Source organism: Micromonospora sp. NPDC005367 (genome assembly GCF_040606825.1).
Lineage (GTDB): Bacteria > Actinomycetota > Actinomycetes > Mycobacteriales > Micromonosporaceae > Micromonospora.
Genome location: NZ_JBEXFP010000016.1, coordinates 36,104 through 55,100 on the forward strand (window position 1 = coordinate 36,104; position 18,997 = coordinate 55,100).

General features: G+C 72.3%; 20 protein-coding genes and 1 pseudogene. 10 read left to right on the forward strand and 11 right to left on the reverse strand.

Annotated elements, in window-relative coordinates:
* Positions 1-126: 126 nt before the first annotated feature.
* Together ABZS42_RS13910 and ABZS42_RS13915 are read left to right on the forward strand one after the other, a co-directional pair.
* Complete coding sequence (locus tag ABZS42_RS13910; protein ID WP_355145065.1) at positions 127-1,287, forward strand: sensor histidine kinase; 1,161 nt, start codon at positions 127-129, stop codon at positions 1,285-1,287.
* Entirely contained in the window at positions 1,284-1,991 is a 708-nt protein-coding gene (locus ABZS42_RS13915) for a response regulator transcription factor (RefSeq protein ID WP_355145067.1), read from the forward strand. Before ABZS42_RS13910 ends, ABZS42_RS13915 begins: the two co-directional genes overlap by 4 nt.
* Positions 1,992-2,140: 149 nt before the next feature.
* On the opposite strand, the gene ABZS42_RS13920 is transcribed toward ABZS42_RS13915, so the two are convergent.
* Positions 2,141-3,610 (reverse strand): serine hydrolase domain-containing protein, encoded by a 1,470-nt coding sequence (locus tag ABZS42_RS13920; protein ID WP_355145069.1) that lies wholly within the window; start codon positions 3,608-3,610, stop codon positions 2,141-2,143.
* 64 nt (positions 3,611-3,674) lie between these two features.
* Positions 3,675-4,181, reverse strand: coding sequence for a helix-turn-helix domain-containing protein (locus tag ABZS42_RS13925; RefSeq protein WP_355145071.1), 507 nt, complete (start codon positions 4,179-4,181; stop codon positions 3,675-3,677).
* Between the two features lie 115 nt (positions 4,182-4,296).
* Here ABZS42_RS13925 and ABZS42_RS13930 point away from each other — a divergent pair, with 115 nt between their 5' ends.
* The gene (locus ABZS42_RS13930) at positions 4,297-4,839 is read left to right on the forward strand and encodes a DUF1697 domain-containing protein (RefSeq protein ID WP_355145073.1); all 543 of its coding nucleotides are present in this window, start codon (positions 4,297-4,299) and stop codon (positions 4,837-4,839) included.
* A 43-nt stretch (positions 4,840-4,882) separates the two neighbouring features.
* Here the strand turns inward: ABZS42_RS13930 and ABZS42_RS13935 are convergent, their stop codons facing one another.
* Positions 4,883-5,857: an MBL fold metallo-hydrolase gene (locus ABZS42_RS13935; RefSeq protein ID WP_355145075.1), complete on the reverse strand. Its 975-nt coding sequence runs from the start codon at positions 5,855-5,857 to the stop codon at positions 4,883-4,885.
* Positions 5,858-6,012: 155 nt separating this feature from the next.
* Positions 6,013-6,918: a serine hydrolase gene (locus tag ABZS42_RS13940; protein ID WP_355145077.1), complete on the reverse strand. Its 906-nt coding sequence runs from the start codon at positions 6,916-6,918 to the stop codon at positions 6,013-6,015.
* A gap of 78 nt (positions 6,919-6,996) precedes the next feature.
* Here ABZS42_RS13940 and ABZS42_RS13945 point away from each other — a divergent pair, with 78 nt between their 5' ends.
* The 3 genes from ABZS42_RS13945 to ABZS42_RS13955 all read left to right on the forward strand — a co-directional run bounded on the left by ABZS42_RS13945 (position 6,997) and on the right by ABZS42_RS13955 (position 9,718).
* Complete coding sequence (locus tag ABZS42_RS13945) at positions 6,997-7,956, forward strand: LysR substrate-binding domain-containing protein (RefSeq protein WP_355145079.1); 960 nt, start codon at positions 6,997-6,999, stop codon at positions 7,954-7,956.
* A gap of 137 nt (positions 7,957-8,093) precedes the next feature.
* Positions 8,094-8,945 carry an aldo/keto reductase gene (locus ABZS42_RS13950; RefSeq protein ID WP_355145081.1) on the forward strand — a complete coding sequence of 284 codons (852 nt, stop codon included), beginning with the start codon at positions 8,094-8,096 and terminating at the stop codon, positions 8,943-8,945.
* Positions 8,946-9,028: 83 nt separating this feature from the next.
* Positions 9,029-9,718, forward strand: coding sequence for a hypothetical protein (locus ABZS42_RS13955; RefSeq protein WP_355145083.1), 690 nt, complete (start codon positions 9,029-9,031; stop codon positions 9,716-9,718).
* A gap of 58 nt (positions 9,719-9,776) precedes the next feature.
* Here ABZS42_RS13955 and ABZS42_RS13960 read toward each other — a convergent pair whose 3' ends face one another.
* Positions 9,777-10,619 (reverse strand): helix-turn-helix transcriptional regulator, encoded by an 843-nt coding sequence (locus tag ABZS42_RS13960; RefSeq protein ID WP_355145085.1) that lies wholly within the window; start codon positions 10,617-10,619, stop codon positions 9,777-9,779.
* Positions 10,620-10,722: 103 nt separating this feature from the next.
* Here ABZS42_RS13960 and ABZS42_RS13965 point away from each other — a divergent pair, with 103 nt between their 5' ends.
* Positions 10,723-11,475 (forward strand): SDR family oxidoreductase, encoded by a 753-nt coding sequence (locus ABZS42_RS13965; RefSeq protein WP_355145087.1) that lies wholly within the window; start codon positions 10,723-10,725, stop codon positions 11,473-11,475.
* 42 nt (positions 11,476-11,517) lie between these two features.
* On the opposite strand, the gene ABZS42_RS13970 is transcribed toward ABZS42_RS13965, so the two are convergent.
* The 4 genes from ABZS42_RS13970 to ABZS42_RS13985 all read right to left on the reverse strand — a co-directional run bounded on the left by ABZS42_RS13970 (position 11,518) and on the right by ABZS42_RS13985 (position 15,391).
* Positions 11,518-13,035, reverse strand: a complete 1,518-nt coding sequence (locus ABZS42_RS13970) for a DUF6297 family protein (RefSeq protein WP_355145229.1) — start codon at positions 13,033-13,035, stop codon at positions 11,518-11,520.
* A 69-nt stretch (positions 13,036-13,104) separates the two neighbouring features.
* Positions 13,105-13,755: an ABC transporter ATP-binding protein gene (locus ABZS42_RS13975; RefSeq protein WP_355145231.1), complete on the reverse strand. Its 651-nt coding sequence runs from the start codon at positions 13,753-13,755 to the stop codon at positions 13,105-13,107.
* A 271-nt stretch (positions 13,756-14,026) separates the two neighbouring features.
* A complete protein-coding gene (locus ABZS42_RS13980; protein ID WP_355145089.1) occupies positions 14,027-14,794 on the reverse strand; it encodes a hypothetical protein in 768 nt (255 codons plus the stop codon).
* 81 nt (positions 14,795-14,875) lie between these two features.
* Positions 14,876-15,391 (reverse strand): GNAT family N-acetyltransferase, encoded by a 516-nt coding sequence (locus ABZS42_RS13985; RefSeq protein ID WP_355145091.1) that lies wholly within the window; start codon positions 15,389-15,391, stop codon positions 14,876-14,878.
* A gap of 181 nt (positions 15,392-15,572) precedes the next feature.
* Here ABZS42_RS13985 and ABZS42_RS13990 point away from each other — a divergent pair.
* The 3 genes and pseudogenes from ABZS42_RS13990 to ABZS42_RS14000 form a co-directional block, all read left to right on the forward strand.
* Positions 15,573-15,662: pseudogene (locus ABZS42_RS13990) on the forward strand (NAD(P)H-dependent oxidoreductase); the annotation flags it as partial.
* Positions 15,663-15,710: 48 nt separating this feature from the next.
* The gene (locus ABZS42_RS13995) at positions 15,711-16,724 is read left to right on the forward strand and encodes an ATP-binding cassette domain-containing protein (protein ID WP_355145093.1); all 1,014 of its coding nucleotides are present in this window, start codon (positions 15,711-15,713) and stop codon (positions 16,722-16,724) included.
* Positions 16,721-17,575, forward strand: a complete 855-nt coding sequence (locus ABZS42_RS14000; RefSeq protein WP_355145095.1) for an ABC transporter permease — start codon at positions 16,721-16,723, stop codon at positions 17,573-17,575. Before ABZS42_RS13995 ends, ABZS42_RS14000 begins: the two co-directional genes overlap by 4 nt.
* Positions 17,576-17,674: 99 nt before the next feature.
* Here ABZS42_RS14000 and ABZS42_RS14005 read toward each other — a convergent pair whose 3' ends face one another.
* Positions 17,675-18,718, reverse strand: coding sequence for an acyl-CoA desaturase (locus tag ABZS42_RS14005; RefSeq protein ID WP_355145096.1), 1,044 nt, complete (start codon positions 18,716-18,718; stop codon positions 17,675-17,677).
* An 80-nt stretch (positions 18,719-18,798) separates the two neighbouring features.
* Entirely contained in the window at positions 18,799-18,972 is a 174-nt protein-coding gene (locus tag ABZS42_RS14010) for a hypothetical protein (protein ID WP_355145098.1), read from the reverse strand.
* Positions 18,973-18,997: the final 25 nt, after the last annotated feature.

An 18,997-nucleotide genomic window follows, 5' to 3' on the forward strand; every position in this document is an offset into this window, starting at 1 on the left:
GGGGACTGCATTCTCCGATGGTGCTCAGGGCGGAGACCGGGGGCGGTCGTCGGCGTGCTGTCATCCTGGGGAATGACCTGCCTCGGGTGGACGCGCGAGGTTCGACCGGCGGTTACCGTTGCGCAGGTGAGCACCCACCTGCTTGCCCGACGGCCTCGGCCGATCGATCTGTACCTGGTGGACGGTGTGCTGGCCGTCGTGCTCGGTGCGGCGCTCTGCGCGTACGCGGCGCTGGAGGCCCCGCAGAACGGCGGCGTGCGCGAACCGGTGTGGGTCTCGGTGGTCACGGGGCTGGTCATCGGATTGCCAGTGGCCGTCCGGCGACGCTGGCCGGTCACGGTGGCAGTCGCGGTTAGCCTGGCCGCCGCTGTCGCGCTGGTGACCGGTCTGATACCGAACTTCGCCGCAGCCGCTCCGGCGGTCGCCATCGGGCTGGCCTTCTACACGCTGGCCGTGGCCGAGCCCGCCCGCCGGTCGTTGGCATACGCCGTGGTCTGCCTGGCGGTGATGAGCCTCGGGCTCGCGTCGACGGCCGGTGACCTGTGGACCCGTGGTGGCGCGGCCGGCTACGCCACCGTCATGATCGCGCCGGCTTGGTTGCTGGGCTGGTCGATACGGGAACGACGCGCGCTCGCCGCCAGCCAGAGCGAGCAACTGGTGCGGCAGGCGGCCACCGAGGAGCGGCTGCGAGTCGCTCGCGAGCTGCACGACGTGGTGGCCCACACGATGAGCCTGATCGTGGTGAAGGCGGCGGTGGCCAACCATGTCGCCGACGCCGACCCGGATGAGGCGCGGGACGCACTGCGGGTCATCGAGCGGACCGGCCGCAGCGCGCTGACCGACATCCGCCGAGTGCTGGGCGCGCTTCGCGAGGGCATCGAGTACGCCCCGGCGCCCGGTATCGGTGAGCTACCGGAACTCGCCGACCGCGCGGCGATCGGCGGGGTGGACGTACGGCTGGACGTGCGGCAGGACGTTCCGGGCGTGAGCGCGGTGCCGGAGTCGGTGGGCCTGGCGGCGTACCGGATCGTGCAGGAGGCGGTCACCAACGTGGTCAAGCACGCCGCGCCGGCCGGCTGCCACACCACAGTCGTCGTGCAGCCCGGCGAGGTACGGGTGGAGGTCGTCGACGACGGCCGGCGGCCGGTCCGGATGAACGGGTACGGCCACGGGCTGACCGGCATGCGTGAGCGGGTGGCGCTGCACGGCGGGGATTTCTCGGCCGGTCCGCGCCCCGGCGGTGGTTTCGCGGTGTCCGCCCGCCTGCCATACCGGGAGGTCGGATGATCCGGGTGCTCATCGCCGACGACCAGGCCCTGCTGCGCGGCAGCTTCCGAGTGTTGATCGACCTGGACCCCGGCTGCACCACGGTCGCCGAGGCGGGGAGCGGCGCCGAGGCCGTCGCGCTGGCCGCCCGGCACCGCCCGGACGTGGTGCTGATGGACGTCCGCATGCCCGAGATGGACGGCATCGAGGCGACCCGGCTCATCTGCGCCGACCCGGCGACGGCGGGTACCCGGGTGCTCATCCTGACCACGTTCGACCTGGACGAGTACGTGTACGGCGCCCTGCGGGCCGGGGCGAGCGGCTTCCTGCTCAAGGACACCCCACCGGCCGACCTGCTGGCCGCCGTTCGGGTAGTAGCGGCGGGCGAAGGACTGCTCGCGCCGACGGTCACCCGACGGCTGATCGACGAGTTCGCCCGGCGGCCGGAGCCGACGCGCTCACTGCCGCGCCGGCTGGACGGGGTGACCGAGCGGGAGAGGGAGGTGCTCACCCTGATAGCCCGCGGTCTGTCCAACGCGGAGCTGGCCGCGCACCTCCAGCTCAGCCTCGCCACGGTGAAGACGCACGTCGGTCGGCTGCTCACCAAGCTGGCGGTGCGGGACCGTGCGCAACTGGTCATCGTCGCGTACGAGACGGGACTGGTCGGCCCGGCCACGCCGTGGCGCGATCCCGGTGCCCGGCGCGCGTCCCGCCCGCCGGGTTGACGCCGGCCGGGCGACGGTTTCGCGCACCTGACTCGCACTCCCCCGGCCGGGTACTCGACTCACGCCCTCAAGACTGAAGCCGGCCGGGTACGCCGGCAGCTCGCCGTCGCAACGGGTGCGCGGTTGGTCGGGCTGGCGGGTGGCCGGGGTCAGGCGGCGACGGCGATGAGCAAGGGCACGGCGACGAGCACGGAGCCGGCGAGGGAGGCCAGGCGCTTCCACGCCGGCGGGTCGGCGATCGTCGGCAGCGTCGGCCAGTGACGCGCGGCCACCACCAGCCCGGCGACCGACAGCCCGAACCCCAGCGGCCAGAGCCAGCCGGGTACCAGGGACCAGTTGCCGAGCCGGTGCCCGAGGGCGAGATAGAGCGGGGCCCACACGGCGGAACCGGCGAGGCTGAGCCGGTCCGGCATCCGACGTGCCGCGCGCAGCAGGCCCAGCCCGCCGAGGAACGAGAACCCGAGGGCCAGGGCGGCCCCGATCCAGCCGGCGAGCGGCACGTCCGGTCCGTCCTCCGTCGGGTCGTCGGGCACGCCGAGCAGGCGCAGGCCGATCCGGTCGACGTCGTGCTCGGTGTTGCCGAGCACCACCACGCCCCGGCCGGTGGCCCGCTCGATCGCCAGGTACGACCGGAACCCGCCGGTGCCGCCGTTGTGCCAGACCACCTCCCGGTCGCCGTGTCGACTGGTGAACCAGCCGTACCCGATCCGGGTGTGGTCGTCTTCGGTGAAGCGGGGGGTGGCGGCGTCGGCCCCGGGGGCGGTGCCGGCGAGCAGCCCGACGAGCAGCCGGGCCAGGTCCTCGGCGGTCGACCAGACGCCGATGCCGGCCGGGGCGTATCCGCCGCCGAGCCAGGGGTCGGCGGGGCGGCCGTTCAGCTTCGTGCCGGCGGCCCGGTCGGCCGGGAGCCGCCCGGGGCCGGTGGCGACCACGGTCCGCGTCATGCCCAGCGGGCGCAGCAGTTCACGGTCGAGCAGTTCGGGGTAGCCGGTGCCGGCCTGGGCGGCCAACGCCTGCCCGAGCAGCGCCACCCCGAAGTTGGAGTAGTGCACCTCGCCGCGCCCGTCGCCGGGGCTCTCCTCGCTGGCGGCGTCGACGACGCGGTCGACGTCCCAGCGGGCGTACGGGTTGCCCGCGCTGAGGTTCGTCCAGGCGAGTCGCGCCAGGTCCACCGGGGACGTGGCCAGCCGCGGCAGGCCGGAGCGGTGGCTCGCCAGCTCGGCGAGAGTGACCTCGCGGGTCGGGCCGGTGACCTGCGGTAGTACGACGCCGAGCGGATCGTCCGGCCGCACCGCGTCGGTGGTGGCGCGGTGCGCGAGCAGCATCCCGGTCAGGGTCTTGCCGATCGACCCGATCTCGAACGGAGTGCCGGGCTCGACGGGCGGACCACCGGGGGCCAGATCGCCGAGCCCGGCGGTGCGTACCCGGTCGGGCTCGACCAGGGCGACGGCGAGGCCCCGGTAGCCTCGGGCGCCGTCCAGGGCGGCCCGGGTGGCGGCGGCCAGTTCGGCGTCTCCGGTGTGCCGGCCGCCGAGGCTGGGCGCGCCGGGCGCGATGAGGAATCCCGCCGCGGTGGCGACGAGCCCGACGACGAGCGCGATCGCGGTCGGCTTGCGCATGATGCTCCTTCCGCCGATCCGTCGGCGCGGGGGTGCCGCCGGTGGTCGGGTAGGGCGGGGCCGCTCAGCGGCGAGCGGCGGTGAGGATGGCCAGCAGCGGGACGACCCGTTCGGCCGGTACGGCGTACCGGCCGCGGCCGGTGCTGCGCAGCCATCCGGCGGCGGTGAGCTGCCGCAGGTGGTGGTGCAGCTGGCCGCTGGTGCCCAGCCCCTCGATCTCGCCCAGCTCGGCGGTGCCCTGCCGGCCGCCGAGGATCTCGCGCAGCAGGCGGAGCCGGACGGGATGGGCCAGTGCGGTCAGGGTGCCGGCCAGCTCCGCCCAGTCGGCGTCGAGGACGCCGTCGACGGTGAGGCCGTACTGCCAGTCGTAGTGCTGGTCGGCGAGGCGAACGGCGCCGGTGTAGAGCACCGCCCCACCGCCGCCCTCGGGCAGCCGTTGCTTGAGCCCTTCGAGCGCCCAGAAGGTGTCGCCGGAAACCTCCGCCGCCGGCTGTTCTCCTGTGGCGAACCGCTCGACGAGGCCGGCGACCTGCGCCTCCAACGCGGCCAGCCGCTGCTCCAGATCCGTCATAACTCGATACTACGAAGTTACGTAGTTCCGTGCAACACATCCTCGGCACCGTCACCCGGCGCGCCTAGGCTGTCGGTAGCACCGCCCCGGACAACCACGGACGAGGAGGCCACCAGTGGACCGGTACGTCGCCCTACTGCGTGGGATCAACCTGGGAGCAACCAACCGGATCGGGATGGCCGACCTGCGCCGGCTCGTCAGCGCGCTCGGGCATCACGACGTCCGGACGTACGTGCAGAGCGGCAACGTCGTCTTCGGCAGCGACGTCCCGGACACGGAGCGGCTCGCCGCCGGCATCGAGCAGGTGATCGCCGACGAGCTGGGGCTGACCGTGCCGGCGCTGGTACGTAGCGCCCGAGAACTGGCCGCGGTCGTCGACGGCAACCCGTACGCCGGCCGGGAGGCCGATCCCACCCGGCTGCTGGTGGCGTTCCTGCGCACCATCCCGAAACCGTCCACCGTGGCTGCGCTGACCGCGCCCGGCGGGGAGAGCGTGGCCTTCACGGTGGCCCGGCGGGAGGTCTACCTGCACTACCCCGACGGCGGCTACGGCCGGTCGAAGTTCACCAACGCCTACCTGGAGAAGAAGCTCGGCGTGGTGGCCACCACCCGCAACTGGAAGTCGGTACGGGCGCTGGCGGAGCTGGCCGCCGGATGATCCGGCGGGTGGTCGCGTACCCCGCGACCACCCGCATCCCCGATCAGAAGTGGTACGCCGTGTCGTACTCGGGCACCAGCACCCGGCTGCCCGGCGACGACTTCCGCACCGCGGCGATCAACTGGTCGAGACGGGTACGGTCGCTCGGCGCCACGATGGGCGGATTACGCAGCTCGGTCTCGAAGTTGTCGAAGTGCACCGGCACGACGACCTTCGGGTGATCCAGCGCCACCATCAGCCGGGACACGTAGTCGGCGGTCACCGTGGTGCTGTTCAACGCCACCATGGCCACGTCCGGCGCGATGCCGGCCAGGTTGCGCGCCACGAAGTCGCTGGCGCCCATGAAGAACACCGTCGGCCCACCGGCGACCCGCAGGACGTAGTTCAACGTGTCCCCCTCGGGCAGATCGGCGATGGTGGCCGGCTTCGCCGGCGGGTCCACCCGCACCCCGGGGAACGCCACCGCGTACGACGCGTTGCGGCTGTGCAGCGAGGCGACGACCTCGACGGTGTAGTCGCCGAAGTCCATCACCTCGCCCCCCTTCACCGCGCTGAGCTGCCCGGCCGGCACCCCGTACGCGAGCCCGAGGTGGTACGCGGTCAACGTCCCGAAGACCCGGGCGCCGGTGCGCCCGGCGATGTACGGCACGTCCATGAAGTGGTCCCAGTGGGTGTGCGTCACCAGCACCGTCTCGGCCCGGTCGACGTACCCGTCGACGACGCCGGCGCGCACCTGGAGCGGGGTGGACTCCGTGAAGGCGCCGGTGAACAGCCCGGTGTCGATCCGGCTGAGGAACGGGTCCACCAGCACGGTCCGGTCGCCGATGTCGATGCGCCAGCCGGCGGTGCCCCACCAGCGGAACCCGGCCGGACCGGGGCGGCGCCGGGTCGCGGCGGCGGGGGCCGGCGCGGCCTGCGCCGGTGCGCCGAGGGCGGTCGAGGTGAGTCCACCGGTGGCGACCAGGGCGGTGGAGGCGGCGGCGTCGCGCAGGAACCGGCGGCGGTCGAGACTGGACATGGGCTTCGCTCCCTGTGAACTGGGCGATCGGTCGGTGCAGAGCCAACCAACGCCGGTGGCCGCACGTCCAAGATCACCCAGCCGTACCGTCGATATGCCAGCAGGTATCGGACCTGTTCAGGTCGGGTGCGCAAGCCGGTCCCACGGCCGAAAAATCATTCCCCGCGCAGCGCCTCGACCGCCGTACGGGCGACGTCCCCCATCGCCAGATCGACGTCGATCCGCCGGGTGGCGAGTTGAGCGGTGCGGGCGAAGACGGCGATCGCGTACCGGCCGCCGTCGGGGTACTCGGCGACGCCGGCTTCCAGGTGCAGCCCGGGCAGCGTGCCGGTCTTGCCGGACACCCGCACCCCCGGCGGGAAGCCGGCCGCCAGCCGGGTCCAGAAGAGCTGGCGGGCCATCCAGCCGCGCACCATGGCGCAGGCCGCGGCGGGGCCTGCCTCGTCCCGCCAGATCAGACCGAGCAGCCGGGTGATGTCCCGCGCGGTGCTGGAGGTGGTCCGCTCCGGGTCGAAGACCCGCATGGCACGGACCCGGTCGGCGCTCAACGTGGGAAAGATCCGCGCGAACTCGGCCTCGGTACGCGCCCCGACGTCGGCGAGCATCACCTCGACGAGCTCCCGTGGCCCACCGAGAATCCGGGTCCGGCCCAAACCCAGCTCGGCGGCGAGCATCGGCAGCAGGTCCGGGCCGACCCGGCGCAGCAGCAGATCGGCGGCGGTGTTGTCGCTGACCGACATGGCGAAGTAGGCGAGGTCGCGCAGCGTCACCTCGGCGTCGTCGTCGCAGCCGGCCAGCCCCCAACCGCCGAGCCGGTCGGCGGCGGTGACCAGCACCCGTTCGGTCGGATCGAGCTGACCGTCGGTGACCTGCCGGGCGAACTCCAGCACCAGCAGGATCTTGAAGATCGAGGCGATCACGACCTGCTCGTCCGCCCCGACGGCGACCTCCCGACCGCCGGCGCCGGTCCCCGCGGCGGGGTCGTCGAGGTCCACCACGTGCAGGTTCCCGGTCACCCCGGCCCGGGCGAAGATGCCCTCGACGTGCTCTACCGTTGCCACCTCAGCACGGTATCCACGCCGGACGGCGCCGGGACGACGACCACGGCTCGCCCACTGCGCCGGCGTATGGTCCGGCCCGTGGACCTGCTCCGACACCTGCGGCATTTCGTGCTGGTCGCCCGTGAGCTGCACTTCGGGCGGGCCGCCGAACTGCTCGGCATGGCCCAGCCACCGCTGAGCCAGTCCATCCAGCGGCTGGAGCGGGAGCTGGAGGTCGAACTCTTCGACCGGTCCCGCCGCCAGGTACGCCTCACCACCGCCGGTGAGCTGCTGCTCGGCGAGGCGGAGGAGTTCCTCGCCGCCGAGGGGCGGTTGCGCAACCTGATGCGCCAGGTGCGCGCGGGCGCGCTCGGCGTACTGCGGGCCGGTGTCCCGCCGGACACCCCGGCCGTACGACTGCACGCCCTGCTCGACTGGCTCGCCGACCGGGCCCCGGGGCTTGACGTGGAGCTGCACGAACTGACCAGCGGCGAGCAGCTGCGGATGCTCGCCGAGCGCCGGCTCGACGTGGGGCTGGTGCATCATCCGATCGAGGCGGAGGGACTGCGCTTCGGCGCGCCGGTCGACGTACCCCTGGGGGTGCTGTTGCCACGCACCGCGCCGCTGGCCCGGCGGCGCGAGGTGGAGCTGGCGGCGCTGACCGGGTTGGACCTGGTGACGGCGCCACGCGCCACCGCGCCGGGCTGGCACGACCACCTGCTGGAGGTGTGCCGGCGGCACGGCTTCCCACCCGGCCGGGTACGGCCGGCCCACAACCCGGAGTTCCTCTTCGGGCTGGTGCTGGCCGGCGGCGCGGTGGCGATCGAGCCTGCCACGACCGCGCGCCGGGAGCCTCGCATCGCGTGGCGGCCGATCGCCGGCACCCCCCTGGTGAAGCGCACCTCGGCGGCCTGGCCGGAGGGTTCCGCGCACCCGGCCGCGCTGATGTTCGCGCAGGTCGCCGCCGAGGTGCTGGCCGACGCCGAGCCGACGGTCGGCTCGCCGCCGCAGGCGCCGACGCAGCGTCCCTGGCCGGTACTCTTCGACGCTCCCGGCTGAACGCCCGATTCTCCGGATTTCGGCGTCGCGGGTGAGGCGGCGACCCGACCGGGTATGGGAGTTGATTGGTAGGTTCGGTCTGTTCGGGGGGACGTGCCCCAGGCCGAACTTTTCGGACGACGCGCGAAGGAGCCGTAGTGGCGAACACGATTCCCGCCATCAGCCTCAACGACGGCAACACCATCCCGCAGCTCGGCTTCGGGGTCTTCCAGATCGAGCCGAGAGACACCGCGCAGGCGGTCGCGCAGGCGCTGGAGGTCGGCTACCGGCACATCGACACCGCGCAGATGTACCGCAACGAGGCCGAGGTCGGCCAGGCGATCCATGCTTCCGGGCTGGACCGCAGCGACATCTTCGTGACCAGCAAGCTGAGCAACGCCGCGCACCGGCCGGACGACGCCCGCCGCGCGTTCGACGCGACGCTCGCGGCACTGGGCATGGAGTACGTCGACCTGTTCCTCATCCACTGGCCGCTGCCCACGCTCTACGACGGCGACTTCGTGTCGACCTGGAAGGCGCTGGAGGAGTTCCAGCGGGACGGGCGCGCCCGCTCGATCGGTGTGTCGAACTTCCAGGTGCCGCACCTGGAGCGGCTGGCCACCGAGGCCCAGGTGGTGCCGGCGGTCAACCAGATCGAGGTGCATCCGTACTTCACCAACGACGAGGTGCGCGAGTACGGCCAGAAGCACAACATCCTCACCGAGGGCTGGTCGCCGATCGCGCAGGGCAAGGTGCTCGACGATCCGACGATCACCGACATCGCCGAGCTGGTGGGGCGTACGCCGGCGCAGGTGGTGCTCCGCTGGCACGTGCAGCGCGGCGACATCATCTTCCCGAAGTCGACGACGCCGGCCCGGATCGAGGAGAACTTCCGCATCTTCGACTTCGAGCTGGACGACACCGCGATGGAGCGGATCACCTCCCTCGACCGGGGTGAGGCCGGGCGGCAGGGCGCCCACCCCGACACGTTCGACTGGGTGCCGGCCTGACGTAACACCCGGCGGGGTCGTGACGCACACAGGAGGGGGCCGTCAGGCCCCCTCCTCGCGTACGAAAGGATCGCGCCGCCGCGATGTCGCTCCGCCGTGCCACCATCCCCCTGCTCTCATTGCTCCTCCTGCTCGGTGTCACCGCCTGCGGCCCGAGTTCGGCGGCCGGAGCGCCCCGCTGGGCCGCACCGGAGTCCCCGGCGCCGCCACCGCCCCCACCGGCACCGACCTCCAAGGCGGAGGTGAGTACCCGGGTGAAGACCGCGATGTTGGACCTGGACGAGAAGTTCCACCCGGAGACGGCCGCGTTCACCGAGGAGAACAGCGACGCCTGGAAGCTGATCTCGCTGTGTAAGGACAGCCTTCCGTCGGACCGCAAACGGACGGCCTACCGGGAACGGGTCTGGGACGGCGACACGGTGTGGATCCGGCAGTACGTGGTCGGCTACCTGAAGGTGCCCGGACGCAAGCTCGCCGACGAACTGCGGTCGGTGCTGAAGAACTGCACGCAGTACGAGGTGCCGAACGACGGCCGCATCTCCACCATCGTGCGTCCCTCGCCGCCCCCGGTCCCCAACGGGCCCGACGTGATCACCTTCTGCGAGCGCCTGAAGGGCAATTCGACCCGGCACCAGTGCACGCTCTTCGTCACGCGCGGCAACTTCGTCATGGAGTTGGACGTGTCGGGTGAGAACGGCGACCTCGCCGCCGCGACCGAGCTGCTCACCAAGATCGCTCCGCTCGCCACCACCGCGCTCGGAAAGATCGCCTGAGCCACCCCCTGGGCGGGCGCGTCCGGACGCGCCCGCTCAGGGCGTCGTGCCGGTCCGATCAGGGGGCGACGCGCTCGGCGAGCTGCCGGAAGGTCGCCTGGGTGGGCGAGCCGGGCTCGGGGACGTACGTGATCAGCCGCTGGTCGCTCTCCGGCACGTACAACACCCGGCACTCGAACTCCAGCGGCCCGAGCTCGGGATGCGCCACCCGTTTGACGACCGGGCGGCGTTCGGCCACGTCGTGTTCGGCCCACAGCTGCGCGAACCGGGGCGAGGTGCCGAGCAACTCGGTGACCAGCTGCCGGATGCTCGGGTCGTTCGGGTAGCGGCCGTAGGCGGCGCGCAGGTCGGCCACCGAGGTACGGACGAAGCTCACGACGTCCTGGTCGCTCCAGTGGGCGTCGTCGTCCGGTTGGCGGAACGTCCAGCGGATGGTGTTCCGCTCGGCCGGCGGCACCGCCGACAGATCCCCGACGAAGTGGCGGGCCAGCCGGTTCCACGCGAGCACGTGATAGCTGGCGTCGACCAGGTACGCCGGGGTCTCCGTCATCGCGTCGAGCAGGTGCCGCAACCCGGGGCTCACCTCCCGGCTCGGTCCCGCCGACGGCGGCGGGCTCTCCCCCGCCACCCGGAACAGGTACGCCCGCTCGTCCCGGCTGAGCAGCAGCGCCCGGGCCAGCGCGGCGAGCACCTGCCGGGACGGGTGCGGGCCGCGCCCCTGCTCCAGCCGGATGTAGTAGTCGACCGACATGCCGGCGAGCTGGGCGACCTCCTGCCGGCGCAGGCCGGGCGTGCGGCGGCGTAACCCCTCGGGGAGGCCCACCTCGGCGGGGCGCAACCGGGCGCGGCGGGTACGCAGGAACGCCGCCAGTTCGTCGCGGCGCAGGCCGGTGCTCGTCACGCAGCCAAGCATGCCCCGGTTGCCGGGGGGCTGGGTGGTACGGCCGATACCAGCATCGCCGGGTCTCTCCCGCGCGCACCGCCGCGGCGGCAGCGTCGAGGGCATGACGACGAACATGATCGCCCTGGTCACCGGAGCCAACAGGGGAATCGGGTACGCCACGGCCCGCCAGCTCGGCGAACGTGGGATGACCGTGCTGGTCGGCGCGCGGGACGCCACGCGAGGCCGGGACGCGGAAGGGAAGTTGCGCAGCGACGGGGTGGACGCCCGCTTCGTGCCGTTGGACGTCACCGACGAGGCGTCCTGCGCCGCCGCGGCCGAGCTGGTCGAGCGGGAGTACGGCCACCTGGACATCCTGGTCAACAACGCCGGCATCGTCCGGGCGGACGGGTCGGCGCTGCCCAGCGAGACCACCGTCGCCACGTTGCGCGAGGTGTACGAGACGAACGTGTTCGGGGTGGTGGCGGTGACGAACGCGTTCCTGCCGCTGCTGCGCAACGCCCCGGCCGCCAGGATCGTGAACGTCTCCAGCGAGGTGGGCTCGATCGCCGTGATGACCGACCCGCAGGGAGCCCTGTTCGAGCTGACCTCGGTGCCGTACCCCTCGTCGAAGGCGGCGTTGAACATGACCACCGCCATGTACGCCAAGGAGCTGCGGGACACTCCGATCAAGGTGAACGCCGCCAACCCGGGCTACTGCGCCACCGACTTCAACCACAACAGCGGCTTCCGCACACCGGAGCAGGGCGCGGAGGTCAGCGTGCACCTGGCGACCCTGCCGGCCGATGGACCCAGCGGGCAGCTCTGGGGATTCCAGATGGACGCCGGCGGCGGCTACGGCGTCCTGCCCTGGTGACGTTCCGGGCGCGGGCTCGCCGGGGTGCGACCGCGTGCCCTCCTACAGCCCGATGGTGCGTGCGTTGGAGCCACGTCGCAGCAGCACGAGGCACCCGGCGGCCGACAGCGCCGCCTGCACGACCACCGCGGACCCGTCGAGTTGTTCCGGGGCCCGCGCGCCCACGAGGGCGATCACCACCGGCAGCGCCAGCACGGCCATCACGTCCAGGCCGTTGACCAGCCAGAGCAGCACCCCGCTGGGGAACGCCCCCAGCGGGGTGTCGATGAAGATGTGGCCGAGGCTGGTGGCACTGGCCTTCGCGCGGTGAAGCGCGGCGACGGCGGCAGCCGGGCCCGCCGCCAGGCCGAGCGCCCACCAGGGGCCGGAGAGCACACCCGTCGCCTGCACCATCCCCAGGGCGAGCGCGCCCCAGAGGGCCGCGACGGCGGCGGGAACCACGAGCCGCTGCCCGTAGACCTGCCGGGAGGTGAGTCCGAGCAGCCGCAGCGCGGCGGGGTTCGACGCGTCCGCGTGGGTCGCTTCGCCGGTGATACTGGCCGCGGCGAGCGCACCCACCAGGACGACGCCGATCAGCAACCAGACCGGCCCGTCGGCGACGACTGCGGGGGCCAGGGCGCTGCCCACCAGCCAGGGCAGCCGCCCCGGCTTGCGCTGGACCTGGAGCAGATCCTGGGCCGTCAGCGGCGGCAGTCGACGGCCCCGCAGCAGTTGAGAGGTGCGGATGCCGGTCTGGGTCCGCCAGTACCGGCGGCTGCTCTGCTCGGAGAGGAACGACGGCTCGATGGCGTAGGCCGCGTCGGCGTACGAACCGGCTGCGGCTGACGCCTCGGCGATCCGGTGGGTGGGCCAGCTGCCCAGCCGCCACCACACCCGGGCGAGGGCGACGACGGCGAGCAGCAACACGACGACCGCCGCCACCAGCGTCACCGACGCCGACGGCAGGACGTCACGCGGTGGGGCGTACCCACCGACCAGCCGCTCGCCGACCGCGGCCGCGACGAGCGCCGCGGCGACCGCGCCGGCGGACAGGTCCACGGCCCGGCCGGTACGCGCCGTGTTCTGGGCGCGTACCGCGAGCAACGCCAGCAGGAGACCGACGGCGGCGCCCCCGGCGAGCCCCGCGAGGAGGACGGTCGACGTCGCGGGTCGTTCGGCGACGCGGCCGGCGACGGCCAGCCCGACCAACCCGCCCACGACGGTCGCCGAGAACGCGGTGAGCAGCAGCGCGGGGGTGAGCAACGTACGCCGGGGCACGGGCGCGGGCAGCAGCCAGGTGGCGTCCGCACGGGTGACGACCACCGGGCCGAGCCGGCGGAGCACACCGAGGAAGGCCAGCAGGACCAGGGCGGCACCGACCAGCACCGGCACCGACGGACCGGTGGCCTCGGCGGGCCAGACGACGATGCCGAGCGGCCGCCCGAACAGCACCACGGCCATCACGATCCCGAGCAGCACGCAGTAGACGCTGCTCGGATCCACTCGACCGACGGCGGCGATCCGCATCCGCCGGACGTGGCGGCGCATGTCGACCTGACCAGCCGGGGTGGGAGCCGGCATGTGGGTGGTGGTCACCGGCTCAGCCGCCGGGCGGGCACGCTCGCTCGTACGCGGATGCTGGTCACCGGCTCAGCCCTCCGCCCTGTGCAGGCCGACCTCGTCCGCGCCGACGTCGTGCCAGAACTGCTCGTCGTGGCTGGCCATCAGCAGCGTCCCGCCGCCGGCCAGGTAGCCGCGCAGGTGGGCGGCGAGGGCACGCTTCGCCGCGGTGTCGAGGCGCTGCTCCGGTTCGTCGAGCACCAGTAGCCGGCTCGGGCGGACGAACGTCGCGGCGAGCAGGAACCGTTGACGCTGGCCGGAGGAGAGGGTGATCGGCAGGCTGTCGGCCAGGCCGGTGATGCCCAGCAACGCGCACACCTCGTCGATACGCCCGTCGGCCGGGTCCTCCCCGTTGGCGACCCGTACGAGGTCCAGATGTTCCCGCACGGTCAGGCCGTGGTACCAGGTCGGCGACTCGACGGTGGTCGCCACCTGCCGCCAGAACCCGGGACCGCTCTCGGGCGGCTCACCGAAGACGGCGACCGTGCCGCCGGAGGGCTGCTGCAGGCCGGTGACGCAGCGCAGCAGGGTGGACTTGCCGACCCCGTTCTCGCCGGTGAGCGCGACCACGGCCCCGGTCGGCACCTGGAGGTCCACCTGGTCGAGTACGGTCGTCGACCCGTACGTGACGGTCAGGCCGGTGACCTCGACGGCGTTCCCACCCGGCGCGTTGCCGCTCATCTCACGGTCGCGCGTGGCGCTGACCTGACCGTCTGACATCCGACCACTCTAACGGCGGTCGCCTGCTCGCCGATTCGCGTCGGCGGCCCGGCCTGGCCGGATGGGGCGTTGCTCGCCCCTTGTCCGGTCGTTGCCGGCGCTCCCGGCCCTCGTGCGCGGACGCGGCCGGCCATTCAGCGCGGCGAAGCCGGCGGGCGTGCGCGGGCGATACCGGCCGGCGACGGCCGGATGGGGCCTGGCAGGTCCCCCTTCCGGCACGTCACGCCGACGGTCAGGAGGCCTGCTCGATCTCGGCCCGCAGCGCGGGAAATTCCGTCCGGAACTTCTGCTGGCTCTGCAGCGCGTGGACGAGCGCGCCGGTGCTGCCGCCGTCGGACCAGACGCAGACCGCGGCCGGCACACCGTTGATGTTGCCGTCGCCGCAGAACGCCTGCCCACCGAGCGGACCCGGGTCGGCCTCGGTGAAGTCGCCGACGCTGAGCGCCTTGGTGACCCCGGAGATGAACAGTGAGAGGCGGCTCTCGCGGGTGGCGCCGGTCGACGCCACCGCGTTGACGATCACGATGTCCTGCTTCGCGATGTCGCCGTAGAGACCCTGCGCCGTGGCGGTCACCGCCGGCACCCCGGAATCCTCCGGGAGCCCCGTCTCCGCGGACACGCCGCCGTCCTCGGACCCGAGATCGATTTTCGGGCGACCCCCGAGGGTCTGCGGCGCGGCGATGGTCACCACCCGGCCGGGCACGTCCGGGTCCGCCCCGGCGGACTGCGACGGCTGCGGGCTCCCGGTGGTGGTGACCGTTCCGGCCGCGTCCCCGGAGGCGCTGTCGACCTCGGCGGGGCTGGCGATGACCATACCCACGAAGACCGCCGCGACCAGCACGACGACCGCGCCGACCGCGATCAGCATCTTCTGCAGGAACGTGGTCCTGGACGGCGGCCGCGACGGGGGGCCGTACGTCACGGGCGCGGGCGGCGGTCCGGACGGTGCGGGCGGGTAGCTGGGGTAAGGGTTCTGCGACGGATCGGCCGGCTGCGACATCGGTTACTCCAGTTAGCGGAACAGGGTCACCACCGGCACGGATGACGCGGCCAACCGGTTCACCGTGGACCGCCGGCCGGGTCAGGCCCGCTCGATCGCCGTCGTCAGGTCGAGGCGCCAGTCGTTGGAGCGCATGAGCTCCCCCGGCGGGTACTCGAAGTCGATTTCTCCGAGCAGGGTGAATCCCGCCTTGCGGCAGACCGCGTTCGAGGCGGGATTGCCGACCGACGGGTAGGCGTGCGCCCAGCGGCGGGTACGACGGTCCCGCGCCGCCGCCGCGACCGCGCGCACCGCCGCAGTCGCCAGCCCGCGCCCCTGGTACTCGGGCAGCACCGCCCAGCCCATCTCGTAGACCTGCTCGCCGCGCCACTCCCGGTCCCAGTAGCCGACGCTGCCGACCTTCGCCCCGTCGGGAAGCACCACCGTGAACATGCAGCCCTTGCCTGTTCCGGCGAATTGCACGTAACGCTCGTGCCGGGACAGAACCTGCTCGTCGGTCTCCGAGCCACCGGTGTGCGCCCGGACCTCCGGCGCGTTGAGCCTTCGCAGCAGAGCCAGGTCGTCCTCGCTCCACGGCGTGATCCGCACCTGCGCCATGCCCACCCCCCTCGTCGTCGGCCGGCAGTCAACCGCATGCCACCGACAACGCGGCGACGACCCTCGACGATGCGGTCGGACTTCCGCCAGAACGCAGCTGGCGGCCGTCCCGCGCCACCAGGGTGCGGCACCTGGACGGCCGGGCGGGCACGCATGGCACCGGGACGACATAAGCGTTCGGGTGGTCCCGCCCGAGTACAACCACAGCTTTGCGGCCTCGTTGAAACAGGCGATCGACTTCGCGTACGACGAGTGGCAGGCCAAGCCGGTTGCGGCGCGCCCCTATGTCTCGTGAACGCAACCAAGGAAGGTTCAGATGATGAGTGAGCGCACGACCGGCCTGGCCATCGAGGCCGAGGGCCTGACCCGCTCGTTCGGGGAGACCCGGGCGTTGGCCGGGATGGATCTCCAGGTGCCGGCCGGCACCGTCTACGGCCTGCTCGGCCCGAACGGGGCCGGCAAGACCACGGCGGTGCGGGTGCTGGCGACGTTGCTGCGGCCGGACGGTGGCCGGGCGCGGGTCTTCGGGCACGACGTGGTCGGCCAGCCCGACAAGGTTCGCGCCCGGGTCAGCCTGACCGGCCAGTACGCCTCGATCGACGAGGACCTGACCGGCGTCGAGAACCTGGTGCTGCTCGGCCGGCTGCTCGGGCTGCGCAAGCCGGCCGCCCGGGAGCGGGCGGACCAGTTGCTCGCCGCGTTCGGGCTGACCGAGGCGGGTGCCCGGCAGGTGAAGAAGTACTCCGGCGGAATGCGGCGACGCATCGACATCGCGGCGAGCATCCTGAACACCCCGGACCTGCTCTTTCTCGACGAGCCGACGACCGGCCTGGACCCGCGCAGCCGCAACCAGGTGTGGGAGATCGTCCGGGCGGTGGTGGCGCACGGCACCACGGTGCTGCTGACCACGCAGTACCTGGACGAGGCGGATCAGCTCGCCGGGCGGATCGCGGTGGTCGACCACGGCCGGGTCATCGCGGAGGGCACGCCGGGCGAGTTGAAGTCGTCGGTCGGTTCCGGCACCGTCCACCTGCGGCTGCGTGACGCGGCGCAGCGGCCCGAGGCCGAGAAGGTGCTGCGGGTGGCGCTCGGCGTACCGGTGCAGCTCGAAGCCGATCCGCTCGCGCTCACCGCCCGGGTGGGCAGCGAGGGCAACGATCTGGCCGCCGGTGAGCAGGCGGCTCGCGCGCTGGCGGACCTGGCCCGCGCGGGCATCGTCGTCGACGATTTCTCCCTCGGCCAGCCCAGCCTGGACGAGGTCTTCCTGGCCCTGACCGATCACCCCGCCGGCCCGGCCGACGAGCGGGACGAGCAGCTGGAGGCAGCACGATGAGCAACGCCGCGACCACGAGCGGCCGCGCGCCGTCCGTCTTCGTACCGTCCGCCGAGGCGTTGGCGACCGTCCTCGCACCTGGAGAGCGGCCGGCGAGACCGAGCGCGTTGTCCGCGTCGCTGACCTTCGGCTGGCGGGCCCTGCTGAAGATCAAGCACGTGCCGGAGCAGTTGTTCGACGTGACGGCTTTCCCGATCATCATGGTGCTGATGTTCACGTACCTGTTCGGCGGGGCGCTCGCCGACAGTCCGCGTGACTACCTGCAGTTCTTCCTGCCCGGCATCATGGTGACCAGCGTCGTCATGATCACCATGTACACCGGGGTCGGACTCAACAGCGACATCGAGAAGGGCGTCTTCGACCGCTTCCGTACGCTGCCGGTCTGGCGGCCGGCGGCGCTGGTCGGGATGATCTTCGGCGACGTGCTCCGGTACGTCCTGGCGGCCGTGGTGATCCTCGGCGTCGGCTTGGTGCTCGGCTTCCGCCCGGGCGGCGGGGTGCTGGGCGTGGCCGCCGGGATCGGCCTGCTGGTGGTCTTCTCGTTCGCGTTCTCCTGGGTCTGGACGTTCTTCGGCCTGGTCCTGCGCAGCGAGAAGTCGGTGATGGGGGTGAGCATGATGGTGCTCTTCCCGCTGACCTTCCTCAGCAACGTATTCGTCGAGCCGAGCACCATGCCGGGCTGGCTCCAAGCGTTCGTGAAGGCCAACCCGATCACCCACCTGGTGGCCGCGGTACGTGCGGCGATGGCCGGTAGGTCGGATCTAACGAACACGATGTGGCTGCTGTTGTGGAGCGCCGGCTTCGTGGTGGTCTTCGGCACGCTCACCATGTACCGCTACAACCGGCGCTGACCCCCCATGGACGGGCGTCGCCACCGCCGTGGCGGCGCCGGCTGACGACCGGATGGGCCAGTAGCGGGATCCTGGCTCCTGCTCGGGCGGCATGGCCGCTCAGCGCGGGGCGACGCCGGTCGGAGACGCGAGGGACCCGACGTCGTGCAGGTGGCGCAGCGCCTCGGCCCAGGAGCGACCCAGCGTGGTTTCGTGGTAGTCGATGCCGCGCTCGGCGCAGAATCTCCGGATCAATGGTCGGGCGCGGCGCAGGTTGGAGCACGGCATGCTCGGGAACAGGTGGTGTTCGATCTGGTAGTTCAGGCCGCCGAGCACGATGTCGAGGAACACTCCACCGCGAACGTTGCGGGAGGTGAGGACTTGGCGCCGTAGGTAGTCGAGGTTGTCGTCGGCGCCGAGGATCGGCATGCCCTTGTGGTTCGGGGCGAACGAGCAGCCGAGGTAGAGCCCGAGCAGGCCCTGATTGACGAGAATGAACGCGACCGCCTGCGCGGGGGTCAGGAGCAGGAAAACGGCGGTGAGGTAGCCGCCCAGATGCAGGGCCAGCAGTGCGGCTTCGGCGGGCCGGCGGGCGATACGACGTGGGCCGAGGACCGCCTTGACGCTGTTGGCATGCAAATGCAGGCCTTCCAGCAGGAGCAACGGAAAGAACAGATATGCCTGGTAACGCACGACCAGTGCACCGAGGCCGTGTTGTCGCCGGGCCTGGTCGGTAGTGAACGACAGCGGCTCGAGACCTATGTCGGGGTCCTTGCCTTCCGTGTTGGGATGGGCGTGGTGCCGGTTGTGCTTGTCCACCCACCAGCCGTAGCTGATCCCGGTCAGGAGGTTGCCGTGCACGATGCCGATCAGGTCGTTCACCCGCCGCGAGCGGGTTATCTGCCGGTGCCCCGCGTCGTGCCCGATGAACCCGGCCTGGGCGAAGACCACGGCGAGGGCCACCGCGACGCCGAGCTGCCACCACGATTCACCCAGCTTGGCGAACAGGACGCATAGTCCGGTGAAGGAAGCGACGACAAGGCCGATGCGCAGCGCGTAGTAGTTGTGCCGCCGCCCGAGTAGACCCGCTGCGCGGACCAGCCGGGACAGGTCCGCGTAGTCGCTGCCCCGCTGCCGGTCTGTGCCGAGGCTGGTATCGCTCACGATGACTGCTCCCGCTGATCTTCTCCGTCGGCTTGTCTCAGCTACGGCAACTCGCCAGCCCGGTCCGAGCAGAGCATCCCTCACGCTGACGGCGGGTCGACGAGATCGGCTGGATCGAGATGCAAGGTGGCGAGCAGCCCGGCGTGGTCGTCGGCGTCCACCCAATCGGGTAGCTCGCGCTCGACCCAATCGGCCCTGACCTGCTGGCCACGTTGGCGAAGAATGCTGACGATCCGCTGCCTGGCGATCCTCATCCGATGCTCCCATGGGAAGCCGCCT

What these genes read in the sequence shown, in the direction of transcription:
- ABZS42_RS13915 (WP_355145067.1), top strand. Translation starts at nt 1,284, where the DNA reads ATGATCCGGGTGCTCATCGCCGACGACCAGGCCCTGCTGCGCGGCAGC.
- ABZS42_RS13920 (WP_355145069.1), bottom strand. Translation starts at nt 3,610, where the DNA reads ATGCGCAAGCCGACCGCGATCGCGCTCGTCGTCGGGCTCGTCGCCACC.
- ABZS42_RS13925 (WP_355145071.1), bottom strand. Translation starts at nt 4,181, where the DNA reads ATGACGGATCTGGAGCAGCGGCTGGCCGCGTTGGAGGCGCAGGTCGCC.
- ABZS42_RS13935 (WP_355145075.1), bottom strand. Translation starts at nt 5,857, where the DNA reads ATGTCCAGTCTCGACCGCCGCCGGTTCCTGCGCGACGCCGCCGCCTCC.
- ABZS42_RS13955 (WP_355145083.1), top strand. Translation starts at nt 9,029, where the DNA reads ATGTCGCTCCGCCGTGCCACCATCCCCCTGCTCTCATTGCTCCTCCTG.
- ABZS42_RS13965 (WP_355145087.1), top strand. Translation starts at nt 10,723, where the DNA reads ATGACGACGAACATGATCGCCCTGGTCACCGGAGCCAACAGGGGAATC.
- ABZS42_RS13970 (WP_355145229.1), bottom strand. Translation starts at nt 13,035, where the DNA reads ATGCCGGCTCCCACCCCGGCTGGTCAGGTCGACATGCGCCGCCACGTC.
- ABZS42_RS13975 (WP_355145231.1), bottom strand. Translation starts at nt 13,755, where the DNA reads ATGAGCGGCAACGCGCCGGGTGGGAACGCCGTCGAGGTCACCGGCCTG.
- ABZS42_RS13980 (WP_355145089.1), bottom strand. Translation starts at nt 14,794, where the DNA reads ATGTCGCAGCCGGCCGATCCGTCGCAGAACCCTTACCCCAGCTACCCG.
- ABZS42_RS13985 (WP_355145091.1), bottom strand. Translation starts at nt 15,391, where the DNA reads ATGGCGCAGGTGCGGATCACGCCGTGGAGCGAGGACGACCTGGCTCTG.
- ABZS42_RS13995 (WP_355145093.1), top strand. Translation starts at nt 15,711, where the DNA reads ATGAGTGAGCGCACGACCGGCCTGGCCATCGAGGCCGAGGGCCTGACC.
- ABZS42_RS14000 (WP_355145095.1), top strand. Translation starts at nt 16,721, where the DNA reads ATGAGCAACGCCGCGACCACGAGCGGCCGCGCGCCGTCCGTCTTCGTA.
- ABZS42_RS14010 (WP_355145098.1), bottom strand. Translation starts at nt 18,972, where the DNA reads ATGAGGATCGCCAGGCAGCGGATCGTCAGCATTCTTCGCCAACGTGGC.